This is a genomic window from Pseudomonas sp., from assembly GCF_030683065.1.
GTDB lineage: Bacteria > Pseudomonadota > Gammaproteobacteria > Pseudomonadales > Pseudomonadaceae > Aquipseudomonas.
The window spans coordinates 270,228-291,797 of sequence record NZ_JAUXMX010000007.1; the positions used below are offsets into that span (position 1 = coordinate 270,228).

The 21,570-nt window shown below is 62.6% G+C and carries 18 protein-coding genes; 13 read left to right on the forward strand and 5 right to left on the reverse strand.

Annotation, left to right across the window (positions count from 1 at the left end; translation table 11 throughout):
- Positions 1-52: 52 nt before the first annotated feature.
- The 5 genes from Q8K09_RS02250 to Q8K09_RS02270 form a co-directional block, all read right to left on the reverse strand.
- A complete protein-coding gene (locus tag Q8K09_RS02250) occupies positions 53-613 on the reverse strand; it encodes a lipocalin family protein (protein ID WP_305253387.1) in 561 nt (186 codons plus the stop codon).
- An 11-nt stretch (positions 614-624) separates the two neighbouring features.
- Positions 625-879 (reverse strand): outer membrane protein assembly factor BamE, encoded by a 255-nt coding sequence (gene bamE, locus Q8K09_RS02255; protein WP_305253388.1) that lies wholly within the window; start codon positions 877-879, stop codon positions 625-627.
- A 53-nt stretch (positions 880-932) separates the two neighbouring features.
- Positions 933-1,535: a DUF924 family protein gene (locus Q8K09_RS02260; protein ID WP_305253389.1), complete on the reverse strand. Its 603-nt coding sequence runs from the start codon at positions 1,533-1,535 to the stop codon at positions 933-935.
- Positions 1,536-1,538: 3 nt separating this feature from the next.
- The gene (locus Q8K09_RS02265) at positions 1,539-2,546 is read right to left on the reverse strand and encodes a class 1 fructose-bisphosphatase (protein ID WP_305253390.1); all 1,008 of its coding nucleotides are present in this window, start codon (positions 2,544-2,546) and stop codon (positions 1,539-1,541) included.
- An 89-nt stretch (positions 2,547-2,635) separates the two neighbouring features.
- Positions 2,636-4,285, reverse strand: a complete 1,650-nt coding sequence (locus tag Q8K09_RS02270) for a histidine kinase N-terminal 7TM domain-containing protein (RefSeq protein WP_370869473.1) — start codon at positions 4,283-4,285, stop codon at positions 2,636-2,638.
- Between the two features lie 323 nt (positions 4,286-4,608).
- On the opposite strand from Q8K09_RS02270, the gene Q8K09_RS02275 reads away from it, so the two are divergent.
- The 13 genes from Q8K09_RS02275 (at position 4,609) to Q8K09_RS02335 (ending at position 21,298) form a co-directional block, all read left to right on the forward strand.
- Positions 4,609-5,010: a YkgJ family cysteine cluster protein gene (locus Q8K09_RS02275; RefSeq protein ID WP_305253391.1), complete on the forward strand. Its 402-nt coding sequence runs from the start codon at positions 4,609-4,611 to the stop codon at positions 5,008-5,010.
- A 635-nt stretch (positions 5,011-5,645) separates the two neighbouring features.
- Positions 5,646-6,956 carry a nucleotide sugar dehydrogenase gene (locus Q8K09_RS02280; protein ID WP_305253392.1) on the forward strand — a complete coding sequence of 437 codons (1,311 nt, stop codon included), beginning with the start codon at positions 5,646-5,648 and terminating at the stop codon, positions 6,954-6,956.
- 71 nt (positions 6,957-7,027) lie between these two features.
- Positions 7,028-8,479 carry a mannose-1-phosphate guanylyltransferase/mannose-6-phosphate isomerase gene (locus Q8K09_RS02285; protein WP_305253393.1) on the forward strand — a complete coding sequence of 484 codons (1,452 nt, stop codon included), beginning with the start codon at positions 7,028-7,030 and terminating at the stop codon, positions 8,477-8,479.
- A gap of 153 nt (positions 8,480-8,632) precedes the next feature.
- The gene (locus Q8K09_RS02290; protein ID WP_305253394.1) at positions 8,633-10,147 is read left to right on the forward strand and encodes a glycosyltransferase family 2 protein; all 1,515 of its coding nucleotides are present in this window, start codon (positions 8,633-8,635) and stop codon (positions 10,145-10,147) included.
- Between the two features lie 15 nt (positions 10,148-10,162).
- Positions 10,163-11,317, forward strand: coding sequence for a PilZ domain-containing protein (locus Q8K09_RS02295; protein WP_305253395.1), 1,155 nt, complete (start codon positions 10,163-10,165; stop codon positions 11,315-11,317).
- A gap of 19 nt (positions 11,318-11,336) precedes the next feature.
- Positions 11,337-12,662, forward strand: a complete 1,326-nt coding sequence (locus Q8K09_RS02300) for a sel1 repeat family protein (protein WP_305253396.1) — start codon at positions 11,337-11,339, stop codon at positions 12,660-12,662.
- Complete coding sequence (locus Q8K09_RS02305) at positions 12,659-14,059, forward strand: alginate export family protein (protein ID WP_305253397.1); 1,401 nt, start codon at positions 12,659-12,661, stop codon at positions 14,057-14,059. The genes Q8K09_RS02300 and Q8K09_RS02305 overlap by 4 nt, the downstream gene beginning before the upstream one ends.
- A gap of 15 nt (positions 14,060-14,074) precedes the next feature.
- Complete coding sequence (locus Q8K09_RS02310; RefSeq protein ID WP_305253398.1) at positions 14,075-15,502, forward strand: MBOAT family protein; 1,428 nt, start codon at positions 14,075-14,077, stop codon at positions 15,500-15,502.
- A 9-nt stretch (positions 15,503-15,511) separates the two neighbouring features.
- Positions 15,512-16,621, forward strand: a complete 1,110-nt coding sequence (locus tag Q8K09_RS02315) for a hypothetical protein (RefSeq protein ID WP_305253399.1) — start codon at positions 15,512-15,514, stop codon at positions 16,619-16,621.
- Positions 16,622-16,633: 12 nt separating this feature from the next.
- On the forward strand, positions 16,634-17,287 hold the full coding sequence (locus Q8K09_RS02320; RefSeq protein ID WP_305253400.1) for an alginate O-acetyltransferase AlgF: 654 nt from the start codon (positions 16,634-16,636) through the stop codon (positions 17,285-17,287).
- 6 nt (positions 17,288-17,293) lie between these two features.
- The gene (locus Q8K09_RS02325; RefSeq protein WP_305253401.1) at positions 17,294-18,682 is read left to right on the forward strand and encodes a hypothetical protein; all 1,389 of its coding nucleotides are present in this window, start codon (positions 17,294-17,296) and stop codon (positions 18,680-18,682) included.
- Positions 18,673-19,788, forward strand: coding sequence for a polysaccharide lyase (locus Q8K09_RS02330; RefSeq protein WP_305253402.1), 1,116 nt, complete (start codon positions 18,673-18,675; stop codon positions 19,786-19,788). The genes Q8K09_RS02325 and Q8K09_RS02330 overlap by 10 nt, the downstream gene beginning before the upstream one ends.
- Before the next feature lie 16 nt (positions 19,789-19,804).
- Positions 19,805-21,298 (forward strand): right-handed parallel beta-helix repeat-containing protein, encoded by a 1,494-nt coding sequence (locus Q8K09_RS02335; RefSeq protein ID WP_305253403.1) that lies wholly within the window; start codon positions 19,805-19,807, stop codon positions 21,296-21,298.
- Positions 21,299-21,570: the final 272 nt, after the last annotated feature.

Sequence of the window (21,570 nt, forward strand, 5' to 3'; positions counted from 1 at the left end):
AACACCGCTCTTTTGGCTTTACGTGAGCGGCATTGCCCTCGCTGGGCGTTTCTCAGGGCGGAGGCAGTTGGTCATCTGGCGTGCGCCAGATCAGCGCATCGGTGTCGTAGCCTTGGCTGCGCGCGACGTCCAGCAACTGGTCGCGCATGGCCGGCGCCACCTGCGGGGTACGCGTCAGCAACCACAGGTAGTCGCGGTTCGGGTGACCCACCAGCGCGCTCTGGTAATCGTCATCCAGGTAAAGCACCCAATACTCGCCCTTGGCTACGCCCGGCAGCAGATTGCTGAACCAGTTATCGAAGCGCACCCACAGCTTGTCGGTCTGGCCCGCCACCTGCGGCACCGCCTGCCCCTTGGCCTCCTGCCATTCCCCCTCAAGGGTGCGGCAGCGATTGGTCACGCCAATGCTACCGTCGTCCTGCAGGTCATAACGCGCCTCGGACTGCGCGCAGTTACGCTGGAAGAACATGGGCAGTCGCGCCAGCTCGTACCAAGTGCCCTGATAACGCTGCAGATCAACCTTGGCAACCGTTTTCGGCGGCACCACGCCGGTCCCGGAATTGGCGCAACCCGCCAGCACTGCAATGGCTAACAACCCTGCTAATACACGCATTACCTACTCCCTTATTTCAGGCCTTTGCCCGAGAACATAACCACCTTGTCGCCGGCATACTGCACGCTGATGACTGCCTCCTTGTCGCCCCAGGTACAGCTGGCGATACCCAGCGCAGCCGCACACTCGCCAGGCGCACCAAGCAGGCTTTCGACCTCAGCCTTACTCATCCCTGGCTTGAGCTTGGCGTAGTTTTCCTGGTTGACCTTGCCGCAAGCAGCCAGCAGCACACAACACAACAGCACGGCGAAATAGCGCAACGACATGGCGCAGGCTCCAGAGTTAAATGTGGGGAAACTCGCAACTGCCCGATTGGACGCTAGAAACGCGAGCCAGGTTCCTGCAAAAAAACCAATTCTTCTGCAGTAGACGGCCGACCAAGCGCGGCATTGCGATGGGGAAAACGCGCGAACCGGGCAATCACCTGACGATGCCGCTCGGCATAGTCCAGATAACCGGCAAACAATGGTTTTTCACTCTGCGCAGCGACGGACAGCAGGCGGGTGAAGCGACGCACTGCTTCGTCCTGCAGGAGAATATCTTCGGCGTGCTCCAGCACCAGGTAGACGAACACCCGTTGCAGCGGTGTTAACGCCTCTTCCTGCTCCCCGTCCAGCCCGGCGAGCACCAGTTGCCGGGCCAAGCCATCAGCGGCGAAAGCCTGCGGGCTATCGCGAAAAACCATCCGCGGCAACTGATCCAGCAGCAGGGTCAGCGCCAACCAGCCGTGCGGTGAGTCAGCCCAGTCGGCCAACTCACCGGCCAGCGCCTGCGCCACCAGCCCGCCAAAGCGCTCACGGGCCTCGGCATCCTGGCTATCCTGCTTGCCGAACCACAGCGCGGAACGCGCCGCAGCCACCTCGGCAGCCGTTGTACCGGTACCGAACCACCAGTCGAGCAACGGCTGCCAAGGCGTGTTCATGGATCACTCTTGATGGTAAGCGGTCACGCGCTCGACTTCTTCCTTGGAACCCAGGAATACCGGCACCCGCTGGTGCAGGGAGGTCGGCTGGATATCGAGAATACGCTGGGTACCATTGGTTGCAGCGCCGCCCGCCTGCTCGATGATGAAGGACATCGGATTGGCCTCGTACATCAAGCGCAGCTTGCCGGGCATCGAAGGATCGCGATCATCGCGCGGGTACATGAACAGGCCGCCGCGGGTGAGGATGCGGTGCACGTCGGCAACCATCGAGGCGATCCAGCGCATGTTGTAGTTCTTTTCCAGCGGCCCGCTTTCACCGGCCAGCAACTCGCTCACATAACGCTGCACCGGTGCTTCCCAGTGGCGCTGATTGGACATGTTGACCGCGAATTCCTGGGTGGTTTCCGGCACCTTGATGTCGTCGTGGGTCAGTACGAAGCTGCCCAGTTCGCGATCCAGGGTAAAGCCTTTGACGCCGTTGCCCAGGGTCAGCAGCAGCATGGTCTGCGGACCATAAATCGCATAACCGGCGGCTACCTGCTCGGTACCCGGCTGCAGGAATGCTTCTTCGCCAAGATCGCCCGTGGCACCGTTGCGATCGGGGCAACGCAGCACCGAGAAGATCGTGCCCACCGAGACGTTGACGTCAATGTTGGAGGAGCCATCCAGCGGGTCGAATACCAGCAGATACGCGCCTTTCGGGTAGCGCCCGGGAATCTGGTAGGCCTTGTCCATCTCTTCCGACGCCATGCCGGCCAAGTGGCCGCCCCACTCGTTAGCTTCGAGGAGGATCTCATTGGACATTACATCAAGCTTTTTCTGCACTTCACCCTGCACGTTCTCGGTACCCATGCTGCCAAGCACGTCGTCCAGCGCGCCCTTGGACACCGCATGGCTGATGGCCTTGCACGCCCGCGCCACTACTTCGATAAGAAAACGCAGATCAGCGGGAGTGTTGTGGCAGCGGGTCTGTTCGATCAGATAGCGGCTCAGGGTAACGCGGGACATGGATGGCTCCGGGAGGGAAAGAAATCACAGGCAGTTTAACCCTTTACGTGCGGTAGCGCCTCCGCCCTGGGATGGATGGCCACAGCGCTTCATACTTGCGCGCAGACCTGCACGCGGTTGCGTCCCGCCCGCTTGGCCTCGTATAGCGCAACATCCGCCGCGTGCAGCAGCTCATCCAGCGCGTGCCCTTGCGCCGGCCACATGGCCAGACCTGCAGACAACGTCACCGCGCGCACACCGCTGCGGGTAGGCAACGGGCGGCTCGCCAGGCCCTGACAAATCGACTCCAGACGCTGGCGCGCCTCCTGCACATCGACACCGGGCAGGACCAGCAAGAACTCCTCGCCACCAATGCGAAACACCGCATCCGAGGCCCGCAGACTGCTCAGCAAGTGTTGCGCCACACCCTTGAGCACATCATCGCCTTCCAGATGGCCATGCTCATCGTTAAGCAACTTGAAATGATCGAGATCGACCAGAGCCAAGGCCACCGACGTTCGCTCACGCTCGGCGCGGGCCTGCTCGCGATTGAAGAACTCGTCCAGATAGCGACGGTTGTACAAGCCGGTCAACGGATCGCGCAGCGCCTGCTCCCGCAACTGTTCATGCAGCCTGGAAATCGTGCGCAGACGGTCCTCGCTGACGACCAACGCCTCAGCCAGTTTCAACTCGCCGACATGGCGCTGAGTAACATCGCGCAGGTAGAGCATTTGTCCCAGAACGATGGTGCCATTGCGAGTAACCCGCTCGATCGCCCGTAGGCGCACCTCGAAATAGCGTGCGGAATTCGCCAGAGCGAGCAATTGATCTGCAGCGGCAGGGTCCTGGCGCCGCATCAGCCCCTGCAAGTCCCGACCGAACACCGGCCAATCGGCCAACTTGCGACCCTGCCAATCCTTGCTCAGGCCCGCCAGCTTGAGCGCCTCCAGGTTCGCCTCGATCACCCGCATCTGCGGATCCACCACCAGCACCGGGTCGGGCAAGGCCTCCAACAGCAAGTGCCGCGCCACGGGCAGCAAATCGAACAAGCGCACACTGACAATCAGCCAGGTAAACGCCAGTAGGCTGAAGGTAAAGCTGAAGGGGGTCGGGTCAAAACCGAACAACGTCCAGCCGAAGCCGACATAACTGATGTTCGCCAGCCAAGGCACTGCGGTGAGCACCACGAAGGCCAGGTAATGGCGACGATGAACGCCATTACTGAAGACCGCCGCACGGATCACCACCCCCATGCTGAAGGCCATGAATAGATAGATGTAAACCGCAGCCGCGTAGAACAGCGGGCCATGCTGATAACGCACCGGCGACCCTGGCTCGACCGAGAGCGCGGCTGTCCCCGCGCCGTAGAACAAGGCATGCCAGGGATTGCTCAGGGCCACCAGCCAGATCGCCACCGGCACCACCGTCAGCCCCAGCGTGTGGCGCAACAAAAGCGGCTGACGCACGCTGTTGACATACTGATAGAGGAATACCGACCAGAAAGCCGGCACCAGAAGGATGCCCGGCCACGCCATACTCGCCCAGAACACCTTGCAGTCGGTCGCCTGCGCCGCCATTTCCAGCGCGGCAGCGAGCATCCACCAGAGGCTGGCGGCATGCAGCAGGATAAAACTCTCGCGCCCGGGGAAGTAGCGCTGCCGGGTGACCCAGCGCATCAGCAACAGCACCCCGACGCAGACCATGCCGGTCAGCGCCACCGGCACACTCAGCGCCCAACCCGAACCGGCACACAGACTCACTGGCGCGCAGCCAGGCAACGTCCGGCGGGACACAGTCGCGACAGAGCATCATTCAATGACGGTAGAACACGGCAAGAACACATGCGTACGAAGCCATCCGGACCGAAGACGTTTATAGGAGACGGCAAAACTGCTGACCGCGCTAAAGATACTGCAAACCCTCAGGTTTTATGAGGGTTTTGTTATGGCTGATGCATGCCAGCGCTCGACATGCTCACCGCCTCTGACAGCAAGAAAACCGACCAGCCGGCAGATGTTAGTTCACAAATACGCCAACGAGGCTATCATCCTCCGCCGCCCAGCCAACACGCGCCCATAGCCCCATGAAGAACAACCTGATTGCCGCCGCCGAACTCGACCGCCTGGACACCTGGGCCAAATACACCAGCGACATGTGCCACAGCTGCATCTCAAGCTGTTGCACACTGCCGGTAGAGGCACGCATCGGCGACCTGATCCGCATCGGCGTAGTCGACGACTTCGAGCGCGGCGACCCGCCAAAAAACATCGCTAAACGCCTGCAAAAAGAAGGCATTATCGAGCGCTTCAACCAGAAATCAGGAATCTTCACCCTGACCCGCATGAGCAACAATGACTGCCTGTATCTGGATCGCAAGACGCGCTTGTGCACCATCTACGACAAGCGCCCGGACACCTGCCGCAACCACCCCAAGATCGGCCCGCGTCCCGGCTACTGCGCATACAAACCGAAAGCACTGAGCTGAGTTTCAACTCAGCTGACGCCCGCCATCAGCCCCCTCCTGCGAGCAAACAGCCCAAACGCTGACTGATCTGCGGGCGTCTCGCCGCAGCCGCACCTGGCTTGGCTTGACCTCAATAACGCGCAGACGGGGACTCGAATGGTCTGGGTCTGCTCGAAATGCTCGACGCCGCCGCATACTAACCAGCCCCCGCACCGCCGGATCGCCAGCCACGTGCCGTCGAGCGATAGACGTTTTTTTGACGAAATAAGCACGCCTAATCTTATTCCAATTCAATATCGACAACTTATTGACTATCCTCCGTGCGCTGATAGCTTAAGACCTGTTGGAAATGCCATTTTTGGAACTGTGTTAGCAACGACAGACACACGAAAAAAACCATAAAAAGATCCGCCCTCCCGCAATGAGATGGCAGCCCTCGCTTTGCTGCCCGTCTTGCTCGTTGTGGAAGTAGAAGCCCCTGCGTGGACCAACAAGAGGCTGTGAAAAGCCCTTAGTTGTACTCAGTACCGTTGTTCGCTTCATGTTCTTCACCACGTTAAGTGTGGCGAACCTTGATTACTGTCCTAACTGATTTCAACTGGCGCACGTCAGCGGTTTTGTGCGCCTGGAAGTTGATCACCACAGGGGATAAACCAATGCGTATCAGCATCTTTGGCTTGGGCTATGTCGGCGCGGTCTGTGCCGGCTGCCTGTCAGCACGCGGGCATGAGGTAATCGGCGTAGACATCTCGCCGAGCAAAATCGACCTGATCAACCAGGGTAAATCGCCGATCGTCGAACCGGGCCTGGAGGCGCTGCTGGACGCGGGCGTCAAGGCCGGCACATTGAGTGGCAGCACCGACGTTCAGGCCGCGGTGCGCAGCACCGAGCTGTCGCTGCTGTGCGTCGGCACACCCAGCAAACGCAACGGCGACTTGGCCCTGCACTTCATCGAATCAGTCTGCGCGCAGGTGGGCGCCGCACTGCGGGAGAAGTCCGCCTGGCACACCGTGGTCGTGCGCAGCACGGTGTTGCCAGGTACGGTCAAGAACGTCGTCATCCCCATTCTCGAAGAGTGCTCGGGTAAGCGCGCGGGCATCGATTTTGGCGTAGCGGTAAACCCCGAATTCCTCCGTGAAAGCACCGCTATCGACGACTACAACTATCCACCGATGACAGTGATCGGCGAACTGGACCAGCGCTCTGGCGACGTACTGCAAGCGCTCTACCAAGAGCTGGACGCCCCCATCGTGCGCAAAAGCATCGCTGTTGCCGAGCTGATCAAGTACACCTGCAACGTCTGGCACGCCACCAAGGTGACCTTCGCCAACGAGATCGGCAACATCGCCAAGGCGGCCGGCGTCGACGGCCGCGAGGTGATGGAGGTGGTCTGCCAGGATCACAAGCTCAACCTGTCCAAGTACTACATGAAGCCCGGCTTCGCCTTCGGCGGTTCTTGCCTGCCGAAAGACGTGCGCGCACTGAATTACCGTGCCGGCCAACTGGACGTCGAGGTGCCGCTGATCGGCTCGCTGATGCGCAGCAACAGCGCACAGGTGCAGCACGCCTTCGACATCATCGCCAGCTACGACAAGCGCAAGGTCGCCTTGCTGGGCTTGAGCTTCAAAGCCGGCACCGACGACCTGCGCGAAAGCCCACTGGTGGAGCTGGCGGAGATGCTGATCGGCAAGGGCTTCGAGCTGAATATCTACGACAGCAACGTCGAGTATGCACGCGTCTATGGCGCCAACAAGGACTACATCGAATCGAAAATCCCCCATGTTTCATCCCTGCTCGACAGTGATTTCGAGCGCGTCGTCGAGCACTCCGATCTGATTGTTCTGGGCAACGCTGACGAACGCTTTCGCGCGCTCGCCCAACAGGTTCCGGATGGCAAGCAGGTCGTCGATCTGGTCGGCTTCATGGCGCATTCCAGCCGCCAAGGCAGTGAAGGCATTTGCTGGTAAACGACCGATACCCATCCTTGCGAATTTCCTGTGCATGCCCGCTGCGGGCGGCACCTTTGAGGAGAGCGATCATGATCCCAGTTATCCTGTCGGGCGGCAGCGGTTCCCGCCTCTGGCCCTTGTCACGCAAGTTGTACCCTAAACAATTCCTGGCGCTGGCCGGCGCGCAGACCCTGTTCCAGCAGACGCTGCTGCGGGTCGTCGGCGAGGGCATGGATGCCCCTATCGTGGTGTGCAACGAGGAGCACCGATTCATCGTCGCCGAGCAACTCAATGCCATTAGCTGCAAGGCGCAGGCGGTATTGCTCGAGCCATTCGGCCGCAACACTGCACCGGCGGTGACCATCGTTGCCCTGAAACTGCTCGCCGAAGGCCGAGACGAACTGCTGCTGGTGTTACCCGCCGATCATGTACTTGAGGATCAACTGGCCTTGCAGCGCGCCCTGGAACTGGCGCGCAGCGCCGCTGAACAGGGCGAGTTGGTGCTGTTCGGGGTGCCTGCAAGCAAAGCGGAAACGGGCTACGGCTATATCAAAAGCGCCGCTGCGCAGGCTGAGCTGCCACCGGGCGTACTGGCGGTCGAGCACTTCGTCGAAAAGCCGAGCCTGGCCAAGGCCAGCGAATTTGTCGCCAGTGGCGACTACTTCTGGAACAGCGGCATGTTCATGTTCCGCTGCAGCCGCTACCTGGAAGAGCTGAAGCGTCACGAGCCGGACATCTATGACACCTGCCTGCTGGCCTTGGAGCGCAGCCAGAACGATTTGGAGTTCGTGCGCATCGACCCTGCCACGTTCGCCTGCTGCCCGGAAAACTCCATCGACTATGCCGTGATGGAAAAAACCACACGCGCCTGCGTGGTCCCGTTGCAGGCAGGCTGGAGCGATGTTGGCTGCTGGTCCTCGTTATGGGATGCGCAAGACAAGGACGCGCAAGGCAATGCCCTGCAGGGCGACGTGCTACTCCAGGATTGCCATAACTGCCTGGTATACGGCACCGACAAGCTGGTCACCCTGATCGGCCTGGACGACCTGGTGGTGGTGCAAACCAAGGATGCGCTGATGATCGTTCACCGCGAGCGCACCCAGGAGGTCAAGCAACTGGTCAACAGCCTCACCGCACAGGATCGCCAGGAGGCGCAGAACCACAGCCAGGTCTTCCGCCCGTGGGGCGCCTACGACTCGGTTGATATGGGCTCGCGCTTTCAGGTCAAGCACCTCTCGGTAAAGCCCGGCGCGCAACTCTCGCTGCAGATGCACCACCACCGCGCCGAGCACTGGATCGTGGTATCCGGCACGGCGCAGGTGACCTGCGACGACAAGCGTTTTCTGCTTACGGAAAACCAGTCGACCTATATCCCCATCGCCTCCGTGCACCGCCTGGCCAACCCGGGAAAGATCCCCCTGGAGATCATCGAAGTGCAGTCCGGCAGCTACCTCGGCGAAGACGATATCCAGCGCATGGAGGATGTTTACGGTCGCAGCGCAAGCCCGCGCGAGAGCGAACAACTGCTGCTCAAACGCTGACGGCAACACGTGGCGAGCCAGAAGCGCCGAGGGGGAGAGTGATGCGTACACACCCGGACAGATCGAGCCACCCTTGCGCCCAGCGTAGTCCGTGGCGGTTTCGCCACAGCGGCCAGCAGCCGACCACACCATGTACCGGAGCACGCTGACGCCATGGGTAAAGCCAACTCGCGACTGCACGATGCCTGCAGCCAACTGCTCGGCTGGGGCCTGCTGCTGGCCAGCCTGATGCTGCTGGCCGACCTGCTCGACCCCGGGTTATTCGATCCGCAGCACAAGAACTTCATCTTCCTGATCGGCGCACTCGGCACCTGGCGCTACGGCAACGCCATCGCCCACTACCTGCGCGGCATGTACTTCCTGCACTGGCGCTTCCCGGCCATGCGCAGGGCGGTGGAGCGCATGGGTTCGGCAGCACTGCCCTCACAGCTGTACATGGTGGTCACCAGTTTCCGCATACCCGCACCGACCACCTTCAAGGTCTACCAGTCGGTATTTCAGGAGATCCAGCGCCTGCCGGTGCCCTGTACGGTGATCGCGTCCATCGTCGAGAAGGGCGACGAGGACCTGATCAAGCAGATCATGCGCCGCGAGGTGCGTGAGCGTCCCGACATCAAACTGGTGATCGTCCGCGCCCGCGGCACTGGCAAGCGCGATGGCCTGGCCCACGCCTTCCGCGCGCTGTCGCGACGCATGCCGGACAACGATGCGGTGGTCGGCGTGGTGGACGGCGACACCATGCTGCTGCCTGGCTGCGTGGCGAATGCGGTGAAGTTCTTTGCCTACCTGCCCAGCGTCGGCGGCATCACCACCAACGAGTTCTGCCAGGTCGAAGGCGGCAAACTTATCCGCGAATGGCACGCACTGCGCTTCGCCCAACGCCATATCAACATGTGCTCCATGGCCCTGTCTCGCCGCGTACTGACCATGACCGGGCGACTGTCGTTCTTCCGCGCCAGCGTGATGATCGAGCCGGACTTCATCAAGGATGTCGAGGCCGACTTCCTCCAGCACTGGCGCCTGGGCCGCTTCCAGTTCCTCACCGGTGACGACAAGTCGTCCTGGCTCAGCCTGATGCGCGCCGGCTGGGACACCTTCTACGTGCCCGACAGCAACACCCTGACCGTTGAGCACCCGCCAGACAGCAGCTTCCTGCGCGCCACCCGCCAGCTGATGTTCCGCTGGTACGGCAATTCACTGCGGCAGAACTTTCGCGCCACCCGCCTGCTGGGTTTGCGCCAACTGGGGTTGTTCACCCTGTATGTGCTCTATGACCAACGGGTGTCGATGTGGACCAGCCTGCTCGGCCTGACCGCCTCACTGGCAGCGGCGCTACTGTTCGGCGTCCAGTTCCTGCTGGTCTACCTGTTCTGGGTGCTGCTGACCCGCAGCATGGTGAGCCTGTTGCTGTTATTCGCTGGGCACCCGGTCGATCCGCTGTACCCGCTGGTGCTCTATTACAACCAGATCGTCGGCTCGCTGATGAAGGTTTACGCGCTGTTCCACATGGACCAGCAAAGCTGGACTCGACAGAAGACCACGCTCGAACGCAGCCCCCAGGGCTTCGACCTGGCGCTCAATCGCTGGTCTTCGAAAACCATGCTGGCCTCCTCCGGTGCCCTGTTTTTCGGCGCCGTGGCCATTCTGCTGACCCTTTCCCAACCCTGATCCGAGGCGGACGCCATGAGTAGCGCCATTTCCCCCCCAGCAGCAAGCGTGGTCCACGAAGCGATCGACGAGCGCCAATACGTGCGCACCAAAATGCCCGCCCGGGTTGTCCTGGGCGGCAACGGCGGCATCAAGTGCCAGATCGAAGATATTTCCATCGGTGGTCTCAGCCTGCGCGGCGCACCGCAACTGAGCATCGGCAGCCTGCACAGCGCCTCGATCCAGTTCGACCTGCACCAGGTCAAGCTGAGGATCGATGCGCGGATCAAGGTGACCTCGCACACCGGCGAGCTGATCGGCGTGCAGTTCGTCGATCTAGACGGGCAGAAGCGCGACATTCTGCGCTACCTCATCAGCGCCTATACATCCGGCGAGATGATCGAAGTCAACGGCCTGTTCAACGTCATGCAGCGGGAAAACCACATCAAGCAACGCAAGCACAAGCTCGTCACCGAGCGCGGCCTGCGCGAGCGTCTGCAGGCTCTGGCCGGCAGTGGTCTGTACCTGCTCGCCGGGCTGGCCATCGCCAGCCTGCTGGTGTTCAAGACCTACCTGCTGTTCTTCCGGGTGGCCGCCACCCAGGCGCTGGTCAGTGCCGATGCCCACGTGATCAGCATGCCGGAGAACGGCTATGTGAAATTCCTCGTCCCCGCCGGCACCCAGCGGGTCGAGGCCGGCCAGCCAATTGCCACGGTGTCGACTCAGCTCGCCACCAGTTTCACCACCCCCGCCGACCTCAAGGCGTTGGCCGACATCAGCCAGACCGACCTGCAGGCCTTGCTCGGTCGTTCACTGATCGAAACCACCATCGCCAGCCCCTGCGACTGCTTGCTGTACCTGCCCAAGGCGATGGTCGATGGCTACGGCTACAAGTTCGCCGAACTGGCACACCTGATCCCGCTCGGGGACAACAGCCTGTTCGTCAAGGCCAGCTTCCCCTTCGACAAGCTCAAGGACCTGAGCGACATCGGCTCGATCGAACTGCAGGTGTTCGGCGTCGACGGCAAGCTCGGCGGCCAGGTGGTCGGCTCGGCGCTTGATCCACTGACCCAGCAACTGCTGCTGCAGATCCGCCCCGACCAGCCGCTGCCGCTGGCGGCCTACCAAAAACCGGTGGCGGTCGACCTGTTCAAACGTCTGCCGCTGCTCTCCAGCGTCCCCGGTTACTGAGCCTTGACAGGAGTCGCGCATGATCAACTGCCTTATTCCATCGTGCCTGCTGCTGCTCACACTGACGGCATCAGCCCAGGCCGCCAGCCTGCAGCAAATCCAGTATCGCCTGCATCAGGACCCGCAGGCCGACGTCGAAACCGAGCTGCGCGTGCTTGCCGAGCGTGGCGACCGCGACTCGATGCGCCTGCTGGCCGACGTGCTGGCCGGCTCCGCCGAGCGCAACAAACAGCAGGAGGCCATCGCCCTCTATCAGGCGGCCTTCGCCAACGGCCGTGGCCCGCTCAGCGCCCTGGTCGGCCTGGCCAACTTCAGCGAGCGCTTGCCCAACGGCCATGACGCCCAGCGCGCCTTCTTCAGCCAGGCCGTGCAACGCTTCGCGCCGACCCAGGACATCAACAGCGTCAGCACCAGCCTCGATCTGTTCCTGGCCTACCCCGATCTGTATCCGCCGGCCCAGGTACGCGAGTTGATCAGCCTGTACCAGCGCGCCTGCATCGATGTCTGCGCCAGCGCGCTGTACCGCGCGCGCCTGGCAGAACAGCAGGGCCAGCGTGCGCTGGCGGACAACCTCTACCTGAGTGCCATGCGCAGCGATGCGCGGGCAGTGGAACGTTATTACCAGTTCCTCGGCGAGGAGCAGGACGAGCTGTTTGCACCCAAGGTAAGCAGCCTGCTGGCGCAGATCGACAACCTGCCGGTCGCCGTGGTGCTGGCCATCGGCAATCTGCTCAGCAGCATTCCCCGTGAGCACGACCCGCAGGTCATACAGTGGCTGGACAACGCCATCGCCCGCCAGGCCGAGCAGGCTCGGGTGTCCAAGGCCAGCTACATGATGTCGGCGCCACAGAGCTACAGCGCCGAGGAAGTATTCGCCCTGATCGACCAGGTCGAGCTGACCCGCCCGCAAGAAGGCCGCGCCCTGCGCGCGTCGGCCTACCTGGTGCGCGGCTGGCGCAGTCTCGACCCGTTCAAGGCCCAGGAAATCATTCAGGCCCTGCTCGCCGAGGGCTACCAGAACGCCCACCTCAACCTCGGCGAGCTCTACAGCATGGGCGGCCTGGATCAAGTCGATCAGGCCAAGGCCATCGCCAGCTACCGCGTCCTCGCCGCACGCGGCGTGCCCTCGGCGTTCTACCGCATCGCCACGATTTATGGCGGCGGCAAGGGTATCTGCCACGATCAGGTCAAGGCCTACGCCTATGCGCGAATCGCCGTCGATGGCGGCGAACTGGGCGCGCGCAAATACCTCAAGACGCTGGCCCAGCAAATCAGCCAGGAGCAGCTTGACCAGGCCCTGCAAGCGCGCAACGGGATCATCCGTGAAATCGAGGCGGCCCTATGACGCACCCAAGTCATTGGTTACGCCGAGCGCCATGGTTGCTGGCCCTGCTCGCCGGCCATGTGGTCGCTGCGGACCAGGAGGGTGCGCTAAGCGAGCCGGCCAGCCTGCCCACGCCTGCGGTGGCCGCAGCCATGCCAAGCCCGGTCGAGCTGAATCACAAGCTCACCCTGCAGGGCGGCTATGGCCCGGAAAACTCGCAACTGGGCAACGACCGCAAAGGTTTCTATGGCCTGCGCTACGAGCCCTCGCTGAGCTGGCGCTCAAGCGAGCCGCAGTGGCCAAAATGGCAGGCGTTCAGTCGCGCCTGGTTCAACTACAACAGCGCCAGCCAGGCCAGCACCGGCTTGCAGCAGGAGAACAGCCCGCAGATCGAATACTTCAGTGCCGAGCTGCGCGAGTTCTACCTGCGCCGCAACCTGCTCGGCGACGACCCACGCCTCTCTCTAAGCCTTGGGCGCCAGCGTTACGCCGATCATTTCGGCATCTGGTGGGACACCAGCCTGGAGTCGCTGCGCCTGAACTTCGACGACACCTTTGCCCGTGGCTTCGTCGCCGTCGGGCAAAAGCTGCATACCTACAACAGCGACAGCAAAGCGCTGGACGCCCGTGAGCGCGATATCGCCTACGCCATGGGCGAATACGCCCTGCGCTGGAGCGGCGAAAACTGGGCGGGCCTGCGCCTGCTGCTGGAACAGGATTACTCCGGTCGCGCCGCGGACGACCCCAGCGACTTCAAAGGCGGGCGCGTCGGCCTGTTCTTCCACGGCGACGACCTGCACGGCACCCCGCTGTTAAGCGACTACCGCCTGGAACTGGCGCTGCTCGACGGCAGTGTCGAGTTGGCCGGTGGCGAGAAACAGGATCGCAACGGCTGGGCACTGCTCGGCGAGCTCGGCAAGCACTTCACCGAGCGGCCCTGGAGTCCGCGCCTGGCCCTGTACGGCGGTATCACCGACAAGCCGGACGACAGTAACGACGGCTTCTACCTGAATGCCATCCAGTCGGATCGGGTGGCCAATCCGGAGACCTACAGCAACGGCCTGGTCAGCGCCTTCATCGGCGTCGACCTGCGCAACCTGGCCTATTACGGCATCGCTCTGGAAACCCGACCGCAGCCGCGCCACTTCCTCGATCTGCGCCTGACCGACCTGCACCTGCGCGATGCCGACGGCGATCTGCCGATCAACCTGGCCGAGCCAGCCGAGCGCAACGGCAGCCGCGCCCTCGGCCAGACCCTGGACCTGAATTACTACTGGGAACTGTTCCCCTACGCCGTGCAAGACAAGCATGTGCAAATCAACGCGTTGCTCACCGCCAGTTACTTCCGGGCGGGGGATGCCATCGGCAACCTCGACAACGATTTTCAGGTCTCCTTCGGCGTCGTACTGCGCTACTAATCCAGAGGTGTCGCCATGATTTTCACATCGAACATCTTTCTGTTCCTGTTTCTACCGGTGTTCCTGCTGGTGTATTACCTGGTCAAGGACGCCTGGCGTTCCTATGTCATCGTGCTCGGCAGTTATATCTTCTACGCCTGGTGGCGACCGGATTTCCTCCTGTTGTTCGTCGGCATTTCCTACTGGAACTACTGGTTCGGCCTGTTGATCAAGCGGCGTATCGACGGTGGCGACAAGAAGACCGCGTTCCGCCTGCTGACTATCGGGGTGATCGGCGACCTGGCCGCGCTCGGTTACTTCAAATACGCCAACTTTGGCGTCGAGGTGATCGCCGACGTGCTGCAGCCGCTGGGCATCAACACCTTTACCCTGGAACACATCATCCTGCCGCTGGGCATCTCCTTCTATGTGTTCCAGGCGGTCAGCTACATCGTCGACATCTACCGCAAGGATGCCGAACCGACCCGGCGCTTCGTCGATTTTGCCGCCTACATCGCCCTGTTCCCGCAACTGATCGCCGGGCCGATCCTGCGCTACAGCCTGATCGACCAGCAGCTCAAACAGCGTACTCACTCACTGGAGCTGTTCAGCCTCGGCGCCGCGCGCTTCATGCTCGGTTTCGTCAAGAAGGTGTTGATCGCCGACTCGCTGGCGCCGCTGGCCACGGTGATCCTCGGCGAGTCGCAGCCGCAGATGATGGATGCCTGGTTCGGCATGTTCATCGTGCTGCTGCAGCTGTACTTCGACTTCTCCGGCTACAGCGACATGGCCATCGGCCTGGGCATGATGATGGGCTTTCGCTTCGCCGAGAACTTCAACCAACCGCTGCTGTGCCAGAGCATGACCGAGTTCTGGCGCCGCTGGCACCTGACCCTGGCCGACTTCCTGCGCGATTACGTCTACCTGCCCATGATCCGTTCCCGAACCCTGAAAGCCGAAGGCGCGCTGTTCTGCACCATGCTGCTGTCCGGCTTCTGGCACGGGGCGAGCTTCGCCTACATCATGTTCGGTTTGTCCTTCGCCGTACTCATGCTGCTCGAGCGGCGTTTCAACCTGGTCACCAAGGTCAACGGCCCCTACCGCTTGCATCGCAATCTGCTGGCCCTGGCGGTGCTGCTGACGGTGATGCCGTTCTTCTTCACCGGCGATATAGATCACGCCCTGAGGATCCACGCCGGCATGTTCGGCCTGAACGGCATCGGTTCGCTGGACGCTTACTTCATCGAGACCTCGAGCATGACCGTGGCTTTCACGGGCCTGGCGCTGGTCTGGATCGCCCTCGCCGGGCGGATCAACCTGCGCTACTACGCCGGGCACAAGCAGGGCTACTGGATGGAGCATGTCAGCGGCCTGAGCATGGTGCTGCTGTGGGTCGGCTTCGGCTTGTCGCTGAGCCGCCTGGCCGCCAATTCCTTCTCTCCGTTTCTCTACTTCCAGTTCTAGGAGGCTGCCATGTTTCCGGTCATGAATTCCGCACACAAGCTCAATGGCATCGCGTTCATTCTGATGCTCGGCGTGATGCTGATCTATTCGCTGCCCAGGGTGGCGAGCTTCGGCAAAGCCCAGTCATGGGCCGATGCCGCCGAGCTGTTTATGGGCGGCCAGTTGCTGCGCCAGTTCGAGGACTACTACGACAAGGGGTTTTTCCTGCGCGATCCGTCCATCGAGCTGTGGGCCAGTGGCCAATACCTGCTGTTCCGCGAAGGCAGCAGCGGTGTGGTGCTGGGTCGCGAGGGCTGGTTGTTCAGCAATGAGGAGTACCGCCTGCCGAATGCTTATCAGCAGGCGTTAAGCAGCAACGTGGCGAAGATCGCCGAAGTGGAGAAAACCCTCAAGGCACACAACAAGCGCCTGATCCTGCTGCCGCTGCCGATGAAGCTGGATGTCTACGCGGAGTACGCCACGCGCGCCCCGGACAATCGCTCGCGGCGGCTCTACGACGACTTCATCAGCCAGTTGCGCGGCAGCCGGATCGAGGCGACGTCATTGCGTGCAACCTTCTTCGCCCACAAGGACCGGCAGCCGCTGTTCCTCAGGACCGATACCCACTGGTCGCCCTTCGGTGCCCGCCTGGCCGCCCGGGAACTGGCCCGCCAGCATCCCGAACTGATCGGCCGCGCCGCCTACAGCTCGCGCCAGGTCGCCGAAAGACAGTTGGCTGGCGACCTGAGCAACTACTTGCAGTTCAACCGCGAACTGGCCCCGGAACACTTCCGGCCCAGCCCACTGGCAGTCTTCGAAACCCTCAAGGATAACCAGGAGGTCAGCGCCGACAGCCTGTTCGGCGAAGCCGAGCAGCCGATCATGCTGGTCGGCTCCAGTTACACCAAGATCGACGACTGGAACTTCCAGGGCTTTCTCAAGGAGTCGCTGAAGAGCGACCTGCAGACCACCGCCGTCGAGGCACGCGGCCCCTACTACGCCATGCAGCAATTCCTCCAGGGCGGTCAACTGCGAGACCCCGCGATCACCACGGTGATCTGGGAGTTCCCGCTGCGCACCTTGCTCAGCGAGGAACCAACCACCAGTGGCTGGCAAGTAGCCGCCAATCAATTCTTCTGAGGAGCATCCGCCATGAAGCGCTTTTTGCTTGTTGCTTTACACAGCCTGCCAATCGTCCTAGTCCTGCTCGGGGCGATCAAAGCCCATGCCCAGGATGGCAACGCCGCCCTCTATGACGCCGTGGCGCCAGCCGGCTCGGCTTACATTCGCACGCTCAACCTGGCGCCCGGCGTTGCCGAAATGATGGTCAGCGGCAAGACGGCCGCGCAGAAAATCAATGGCGGCCAACTTGGCAACTACCTGTTCGTCGCCCCTGGCGCGCAAAAGGTGACGGTCAACCAAAGCAGCCTGGAACTCAACCTGCAGGCAAAATCGGCGCTAACCCTGGTCTACGATGGCAGCAGCCTGCTGCAGATCGCCGACAATTATGTCGAGGACACCAAGAAAGCCCAGATTGCCTTCTACAACCTCACCGACCAACCGCTGGCCCTCAAGACCCTTGACGGCAAACACGCCATCGTTGACGGCGTGACGCCCAACCAGACGGGCACACGCATGGTCAACGAGATCAAGATCGGCTTCGCTGCCTACGCGGGCGAGCGCAACGTCGCCCAGTTCAGCGAACTGTTTCTGAAGAAGGGCCGCTCCTACTCTTACGTGGTTATTGCGCAAGGTAGCGGCTACCGCACCATCGGCCTGATGAACGGCCTGGACAGCATCAAGTAGCCGCCCATGAAGAAGCCCAGCCTATTCCTCGCCAGCCTTCTGCTGCTCGCTGCCCCCGTCCTGCGCGCTGCGGTCGAGCCACCGTGCGAGCTTGACTGCCTGCTCTGTCCAGGGCTGGCGGACGACGCGCAGTATGCCGAAGGCATCATGAAATCGATGAAGCACATCGCCCCGGGCAAGGACAGCTGGCTGTTCCGCTCGGAGGTCGACCTGAGCAACCAGTTCGGCATCCCGCCGGCGATGCAGCCGCAGTTCAAACGCCTGATCCAGGCCTTCGCCGCCAAGAACGTACAGGTGGTGATTGCCGTGCAACCGACCCGCGGCATGATGCACCGCGACAAGGTACGGGCCGACCGCGCCTACGGTTTCGACTTTGCCACTGCGCGGCGTAACCTGGCGAGCTTCCTTGCCCAGTTACGGGCTGGCGGGGCACTGGTGCCAGACATCCTGCCGCTGGTGGACACCCCGCCGCAGCCAGACTACTTCTTCCGCCGTGACCATCACTGGACACCGCACGGCGCCCAAGTTACCGCGCGCATCGTCGCCGACGCAGTGCAGCAGCAAGCCTTCTTCGCCGAGCTTACGAAGAAGAGCTACCGCACCGAACCCAGCGTCATGGTGCCCAAGGACGGCACCATGAGCCGCGCACTGAAGAAGATCTGCGGCAACAACTACGGCTTCCAGTACGTGCGCGGCTTCCAGACCGTACCGGCGGGCGACGACTTGAGTTCGCTGTTCGAGGAGGAGTCGACCCCCGAGGTGATTCTGGTCGGCACCAGCAACTCGGCCAGCCGCGACGACGACACCAAGAACTACAACTTCGACGGCTACCTCAAGGAGTACCTCGGCATCGACATCCTCAACCTGGCGCTACCCGGCGCTGGCCAGGAAGGCGCGCTGCTTAATTACCTGCAATCGGCCGACTACTCGCCGGATGCACCGCCGAAAATGATCATCTGGGAGCTGCCAGCCAGCTTCCGCCTGGAAGACCCGCTGCTCTACCGCCAGCTGCTGCCGGCCATCCAGGGCGGCTGCGCCAAGGCCGAGGTGCTGGCTAGCAAACAGACCGAGTTACCGCTGCTGCAGGTCAACCAGCGCATCGAGATCTTCAGCAACAGCGGCGCGCAACGACGCGACCTAGCGGACCTGCCGGGCTTCCTCGATATCCAGCTGAGCGACAAGAACCTCAAGGACTTCTACATCATCACCTACTACGACAATGGCCAGCGCGACAAGGTCTGGTACCGCCGCGAGGCGATCGTCGAAGGCGGCCAGTTCTACCTGCAACTGAGCCAGGCCGAGACCTTGCGCGGCGCCAACCTGCTGTCGGTGTTTTTCGAACCCAGCGAGGCGCTGACCGAGCCCGGCAATGTGGAGATCACCTTATGTCGCTGAAACCGCAACTCGCCGCGCACTGGCTGGCGACCCTGCTCAGCTGCAGCGCAACCGCCAGCCAGGCCCAATCAATCTGGCCGCCACAGCCAACCGCGCTGAGCGGCCTGGTCGGCGACTACCACAGCATCACCTGCCCCAAGCAAGTGCCGCCGCCCTACAGCGGCCCGCTGCTGATCGACAGCAAATATGACCAGAGCGATGCGAGCAAATCGACCCTGAGTGGCACACAGTCCAGGCAATCGCGAGAAATCTATGCCCGCCTGGGTGAATACAACCGACGCCTGGTGCAGTTCGCTGACTACTACCTGATGGCCGAACACCCGCAACAGGCTGCCGCCGGCCTGGCCTGCCTCGATCAGTGGCTGCAGGCCTGGGCCGTCGCCGGCGCCCTGCAAAGCCGCGAGGCGAGCAAGACCGGGATCGCCGCACGCAAGTGGTCGCTGGCGGCCATCGCCTCGACCCTGCTCAAGACCCAGGCGCTGAGTGGCGGCCAGCCGCAGCTGTCGCCCGAGCAACGGCAGTGGCTGCAGCGCCTGGCCGAGCAGGTGATCGAGGAGTACAGCCCGCGCCAGCAACCCGGTTTCGCCTACTTCAACAACCACGATTACTGGGCCGGCTGGGCTGTCGCCGCCACCGGCATGCTGCTCGACAGGCCCGACTACATCGCCTGGGGCGAGCGGATCTTTCGCCAGGCCCTGGAGCAGATCAGCCCCTCAGCACATGGCGACTACGCCTACCTGCCCAACGAGCTGGCCCGCGGCCGACTGGCCGCCAACTACACCCACTACGCCCTGGTGCCGCTGATGCTGCTGGCCGAATCCAGCCACAGCAACGGCCCCGGTCTGTCTGCCGCGGACAGCGCCAAGCTGCAGCAACTGGCCAACTTTGCCGTGCGCAGCGTACTGGCGGCCGACCGCCTGCCTGAGCTGGACGGCCAGGCCCAGGAAGCGGTGCCGGCACACAAGATGACCTGGCTGCTGCCCTTCCTCAGCCGCTATCCAGAGCATGTCCTGGCGCGCCAGCTGTACCAGGCTGAAGACCCGAGGGTGGACGCTTACAGCCAGATCGGCGGCCGGATCAAGCCGCTCTACCCCGCCCTGCCCTGACCTGCGAGGTAACACCGTGAACCGTCTCGCTGCATCCTTCTGCACCGTGTTCATCGGCCTGCTGCTGAGCGCGCCCGCACTGGCCCAAACGCTCTACCGCCACCAGATCGAGGCTCTGCCCAGCCAGCCGCAACAGCAGGCGCTGGCCGAGTTGCTGGCCGACACCGGGGCGAGCGTGGACGCCGCGCAACTGATCGCCACCCTCCCCAGTGGGCGGGCCAGGGTCAGCCTGGCGCCGATGTTTTCGGCGCAACTCGGCAGCTGGCCATTCGAGTCGCTGGTCGGCAGCGGCCTGTTCAAGGTCATCGCCGACTACCAGAGCCAGCATCCGCAGGTCCTGCGGGTCGATGCCGGGAGCATAGACCTGGCGCAACTGGAGCGCGCCGTGGCCAACCCGAAGGTTCTCACCCGGCACAAGGACGGCTTCCTGCTCAGCTACCCGCTACTGATCGGCGCCAAGGCCGCCCTGCTGATCGAAGACAGTCACCTCTACCTGAACAGCCGCAGCGGCGCGGCGCTGATCAACCTGGGCCAGCTCAGGCTGCAGCGCAGCCACCTGCAGAGCTGGAGCGGCGCGACTGAGCCAGACCAGCCGCGACTGTTCCGCCCCTTCATCATGGCCTGGGCCGGCAGCCTGACCCTGATCGAGCACTCGAGCCTCACACGCCTCGGCTACAACGCCCACCTGACCCGCGGCCTGAGTAGCCGACGGAGCCCGCAGCAAGGCGCAGATACCGGCCCGGCGCGCGTACTGATCCGTGACAGCCAGCTGCGCGAAATGGCCAGCGGTGCCGAACTGCACAATGCCTTGGCCTTGATCGATAACAGCAGTTTTGACGATATCCAGCAGTACGCCATCGACCTGCATGACAGCCGATTTAGCCTGCGACAGAACCGCATCAGGCAGGTGCACAACCAAAGCGCGATCCGCATCGGCGGCACCAGCAGCGGCGATGTCACGCATAACCTGATCGTCGCCAGTGGCAAGTCGGCGATCGAGGTGGTGGCGCAATCCGGTGACCTCAGCCTACGCGACAACCTGATCGGTAACAGCGGCAGCAGTGGCATCCGCCTGCAGGATCGCCCGGCACAGGCCGACGGCCGCTTGCTGTTGACTGGCAACCTGATCGCCAACAGCCATGGCAGCGGCATCGACGCGCAAAACATCTCGGCTGCACTGATTATCGGCAACCGCATCAGCGCCTCACCGGAGTACGCCATCAGCCTGCGCAACAGCGGGTCGCAACCCAGCGAAATCGGGCTGTTCAACAACCGGCTGGCGAGCATCGGCAAATCGATGATCCGCAGCCACGGTGTCACCCGCCTGCAGCTCGGCGGCAACCGTTTCGAGGAACTGGCAGTGAACCAGGTGGTACTGGCCGGCGACCTGCTACCGGTGCAGAGCCTGCTGCTGGAAACCACGGTGAAACTGGGCTGCATCGCCCGGCTGCAGATCGCTGCCACTGCCCAGGCCAGTGCGCCGCCGCCCAGGACCGCGCGCTGCGACTAGGCAGCGGGTTAAGCGGAAATCCCGCTGGCGGGTTGAGGCGCAGCGCCCTGCCATGACTCACGGATACAATCGCGCAATGGGTACATCGCCCACAAAAAAGGCTATGTACCCGCTATGTGTTGCATGCAGCAATGCCCTGTAGGAGCCAGCTTGCTGGCGATGCTGTTGCATGGGCTTGCTGGCCCGGATCGCCAGCAAGCTGGCTCCTACAGACGCGTCTGCCTTTTTACTGGTCATCTCTCCTGAGGTGCTGTCAGCGCAAGTCGTGCAAC

Excerpts from the sequence above, each read along its gene's own strand:
- Q8K09_RS02250 (WP_305253387.1), bottom strand. The coding sequence starts at position 613 with ATGCGTGTATTAGCAGGGTTGTTAGCCATTGCAGTGCTGGCGGGTTGC.
- bamE (WP_305253388.1), bottom strand. The coding sequence starts at position 879 with ATGTCGTTGCGCTATTTCGCCGTGCTGTTGTGTTGTGTGCTGCTGGCT.
- Q8K09_RS02260 (WP_305253389.1), bottom strand. The coding sequence starts at position 1,535 with ATGAACACGCCTTGGCAGCCGTTGCTCGACTGGTGGTTCGGTACCGGT.
- Q8K09_RS02265 (WP_305253390.1), bottom strand. The coding sequence starts at position 2,546 with ATGTCCCGCGTTACCCTGAGCCGCTATCTGATCGAACAGACCCGCTGC.
- Q8K09_RS02275 (WP_305253391.1), top strand. The coding sequence starts at position 4,609 with ATGAAGAACAACCTGATTGCCGCCGCCGAACTCGACCGCCTGGACACC.
- Q8K09_RS02280 (WP_305253392.1), top strand. The coding sequence starts at position 5,646 with ATGCGTATCAGCATCTTTGGCTTGGGCTATGTCGGCGCGGTCTGTGCC.
- Q8K09_RS02285 (WP_305253393.1), top strand. The coding sequence starts at position 7,028 with ATGATCCCAGTTATCCTGTCGGGCGGCAGCGGTTCCCGCCTCTGGCCC.
- Q8K09_RS02290 (WP_305253394.1), top strand. The coding sequence starts at position 8,633 with ATGGGTAAAGCCAACTCGCGACTGCACGATGCCTGCAGCCAACTGCTC.
- Q8K09_RS02295 (WP_305253395.1), top strand. The coding sequence starts at position 10,163 with ATGAGTAGCGCCATTTCCCCCCCAGCAGCAAGCGTGGTCCACGAAGCG.
- Q8K09_RS02300 (WP_305253396.1), top strand. The coding sequence starts at position 11,337 with ATGATCAACTGCCTTATTCCATCGTGCCTGCTGCTGCTCACACTGACG.
- Q8K09_RS02305 (WP_305253397.1), top strand. The coding sequence starts at position 12,659 with ATGACGCACCCAAGTCATTGGTTACGCCGAGCGCCATGGTTGCTGGCC.
- Q8K09_RS02310 (WP_305253398.1), top strand. The coding sequence starts at position 14,075 with ATGATTTTCACATCGAACATCTTTCTGTTCCTGTTTCTACCGGTGTTC.
- Q8K09_RS02315 (WP_305253399.1), top strand. The coding sequence starts at position 15,512 with ATGTTTCCGGTCATGAATTCCGCACACAAGCTCAATGGCATCGCGTTC.
- Q8K09_RS02320 (WP_305253400.1), top strand. The coding sequence starts at position 16,634 with ATGAAGCGCTTTTTGCTTGTTGCTTTACACAGCCTGCCAATCGTCCTA.
- Q8K09_RS02325 (WP_305253401.1), top strand. The coding sequence starts at position 17,294 with ATGAAGAAGCCCAGCCTATTCCTCGCCAGCCTTCTGCTGCTCGCTGCC.
- Q8K09_RS02330 (WP_305253402.1), top strand. The coding sequence starts at position 18,673 with ATGTCGCTGAAACCGCAACTCGCCGCGCACTGGCTGGCGACCCTGCTC.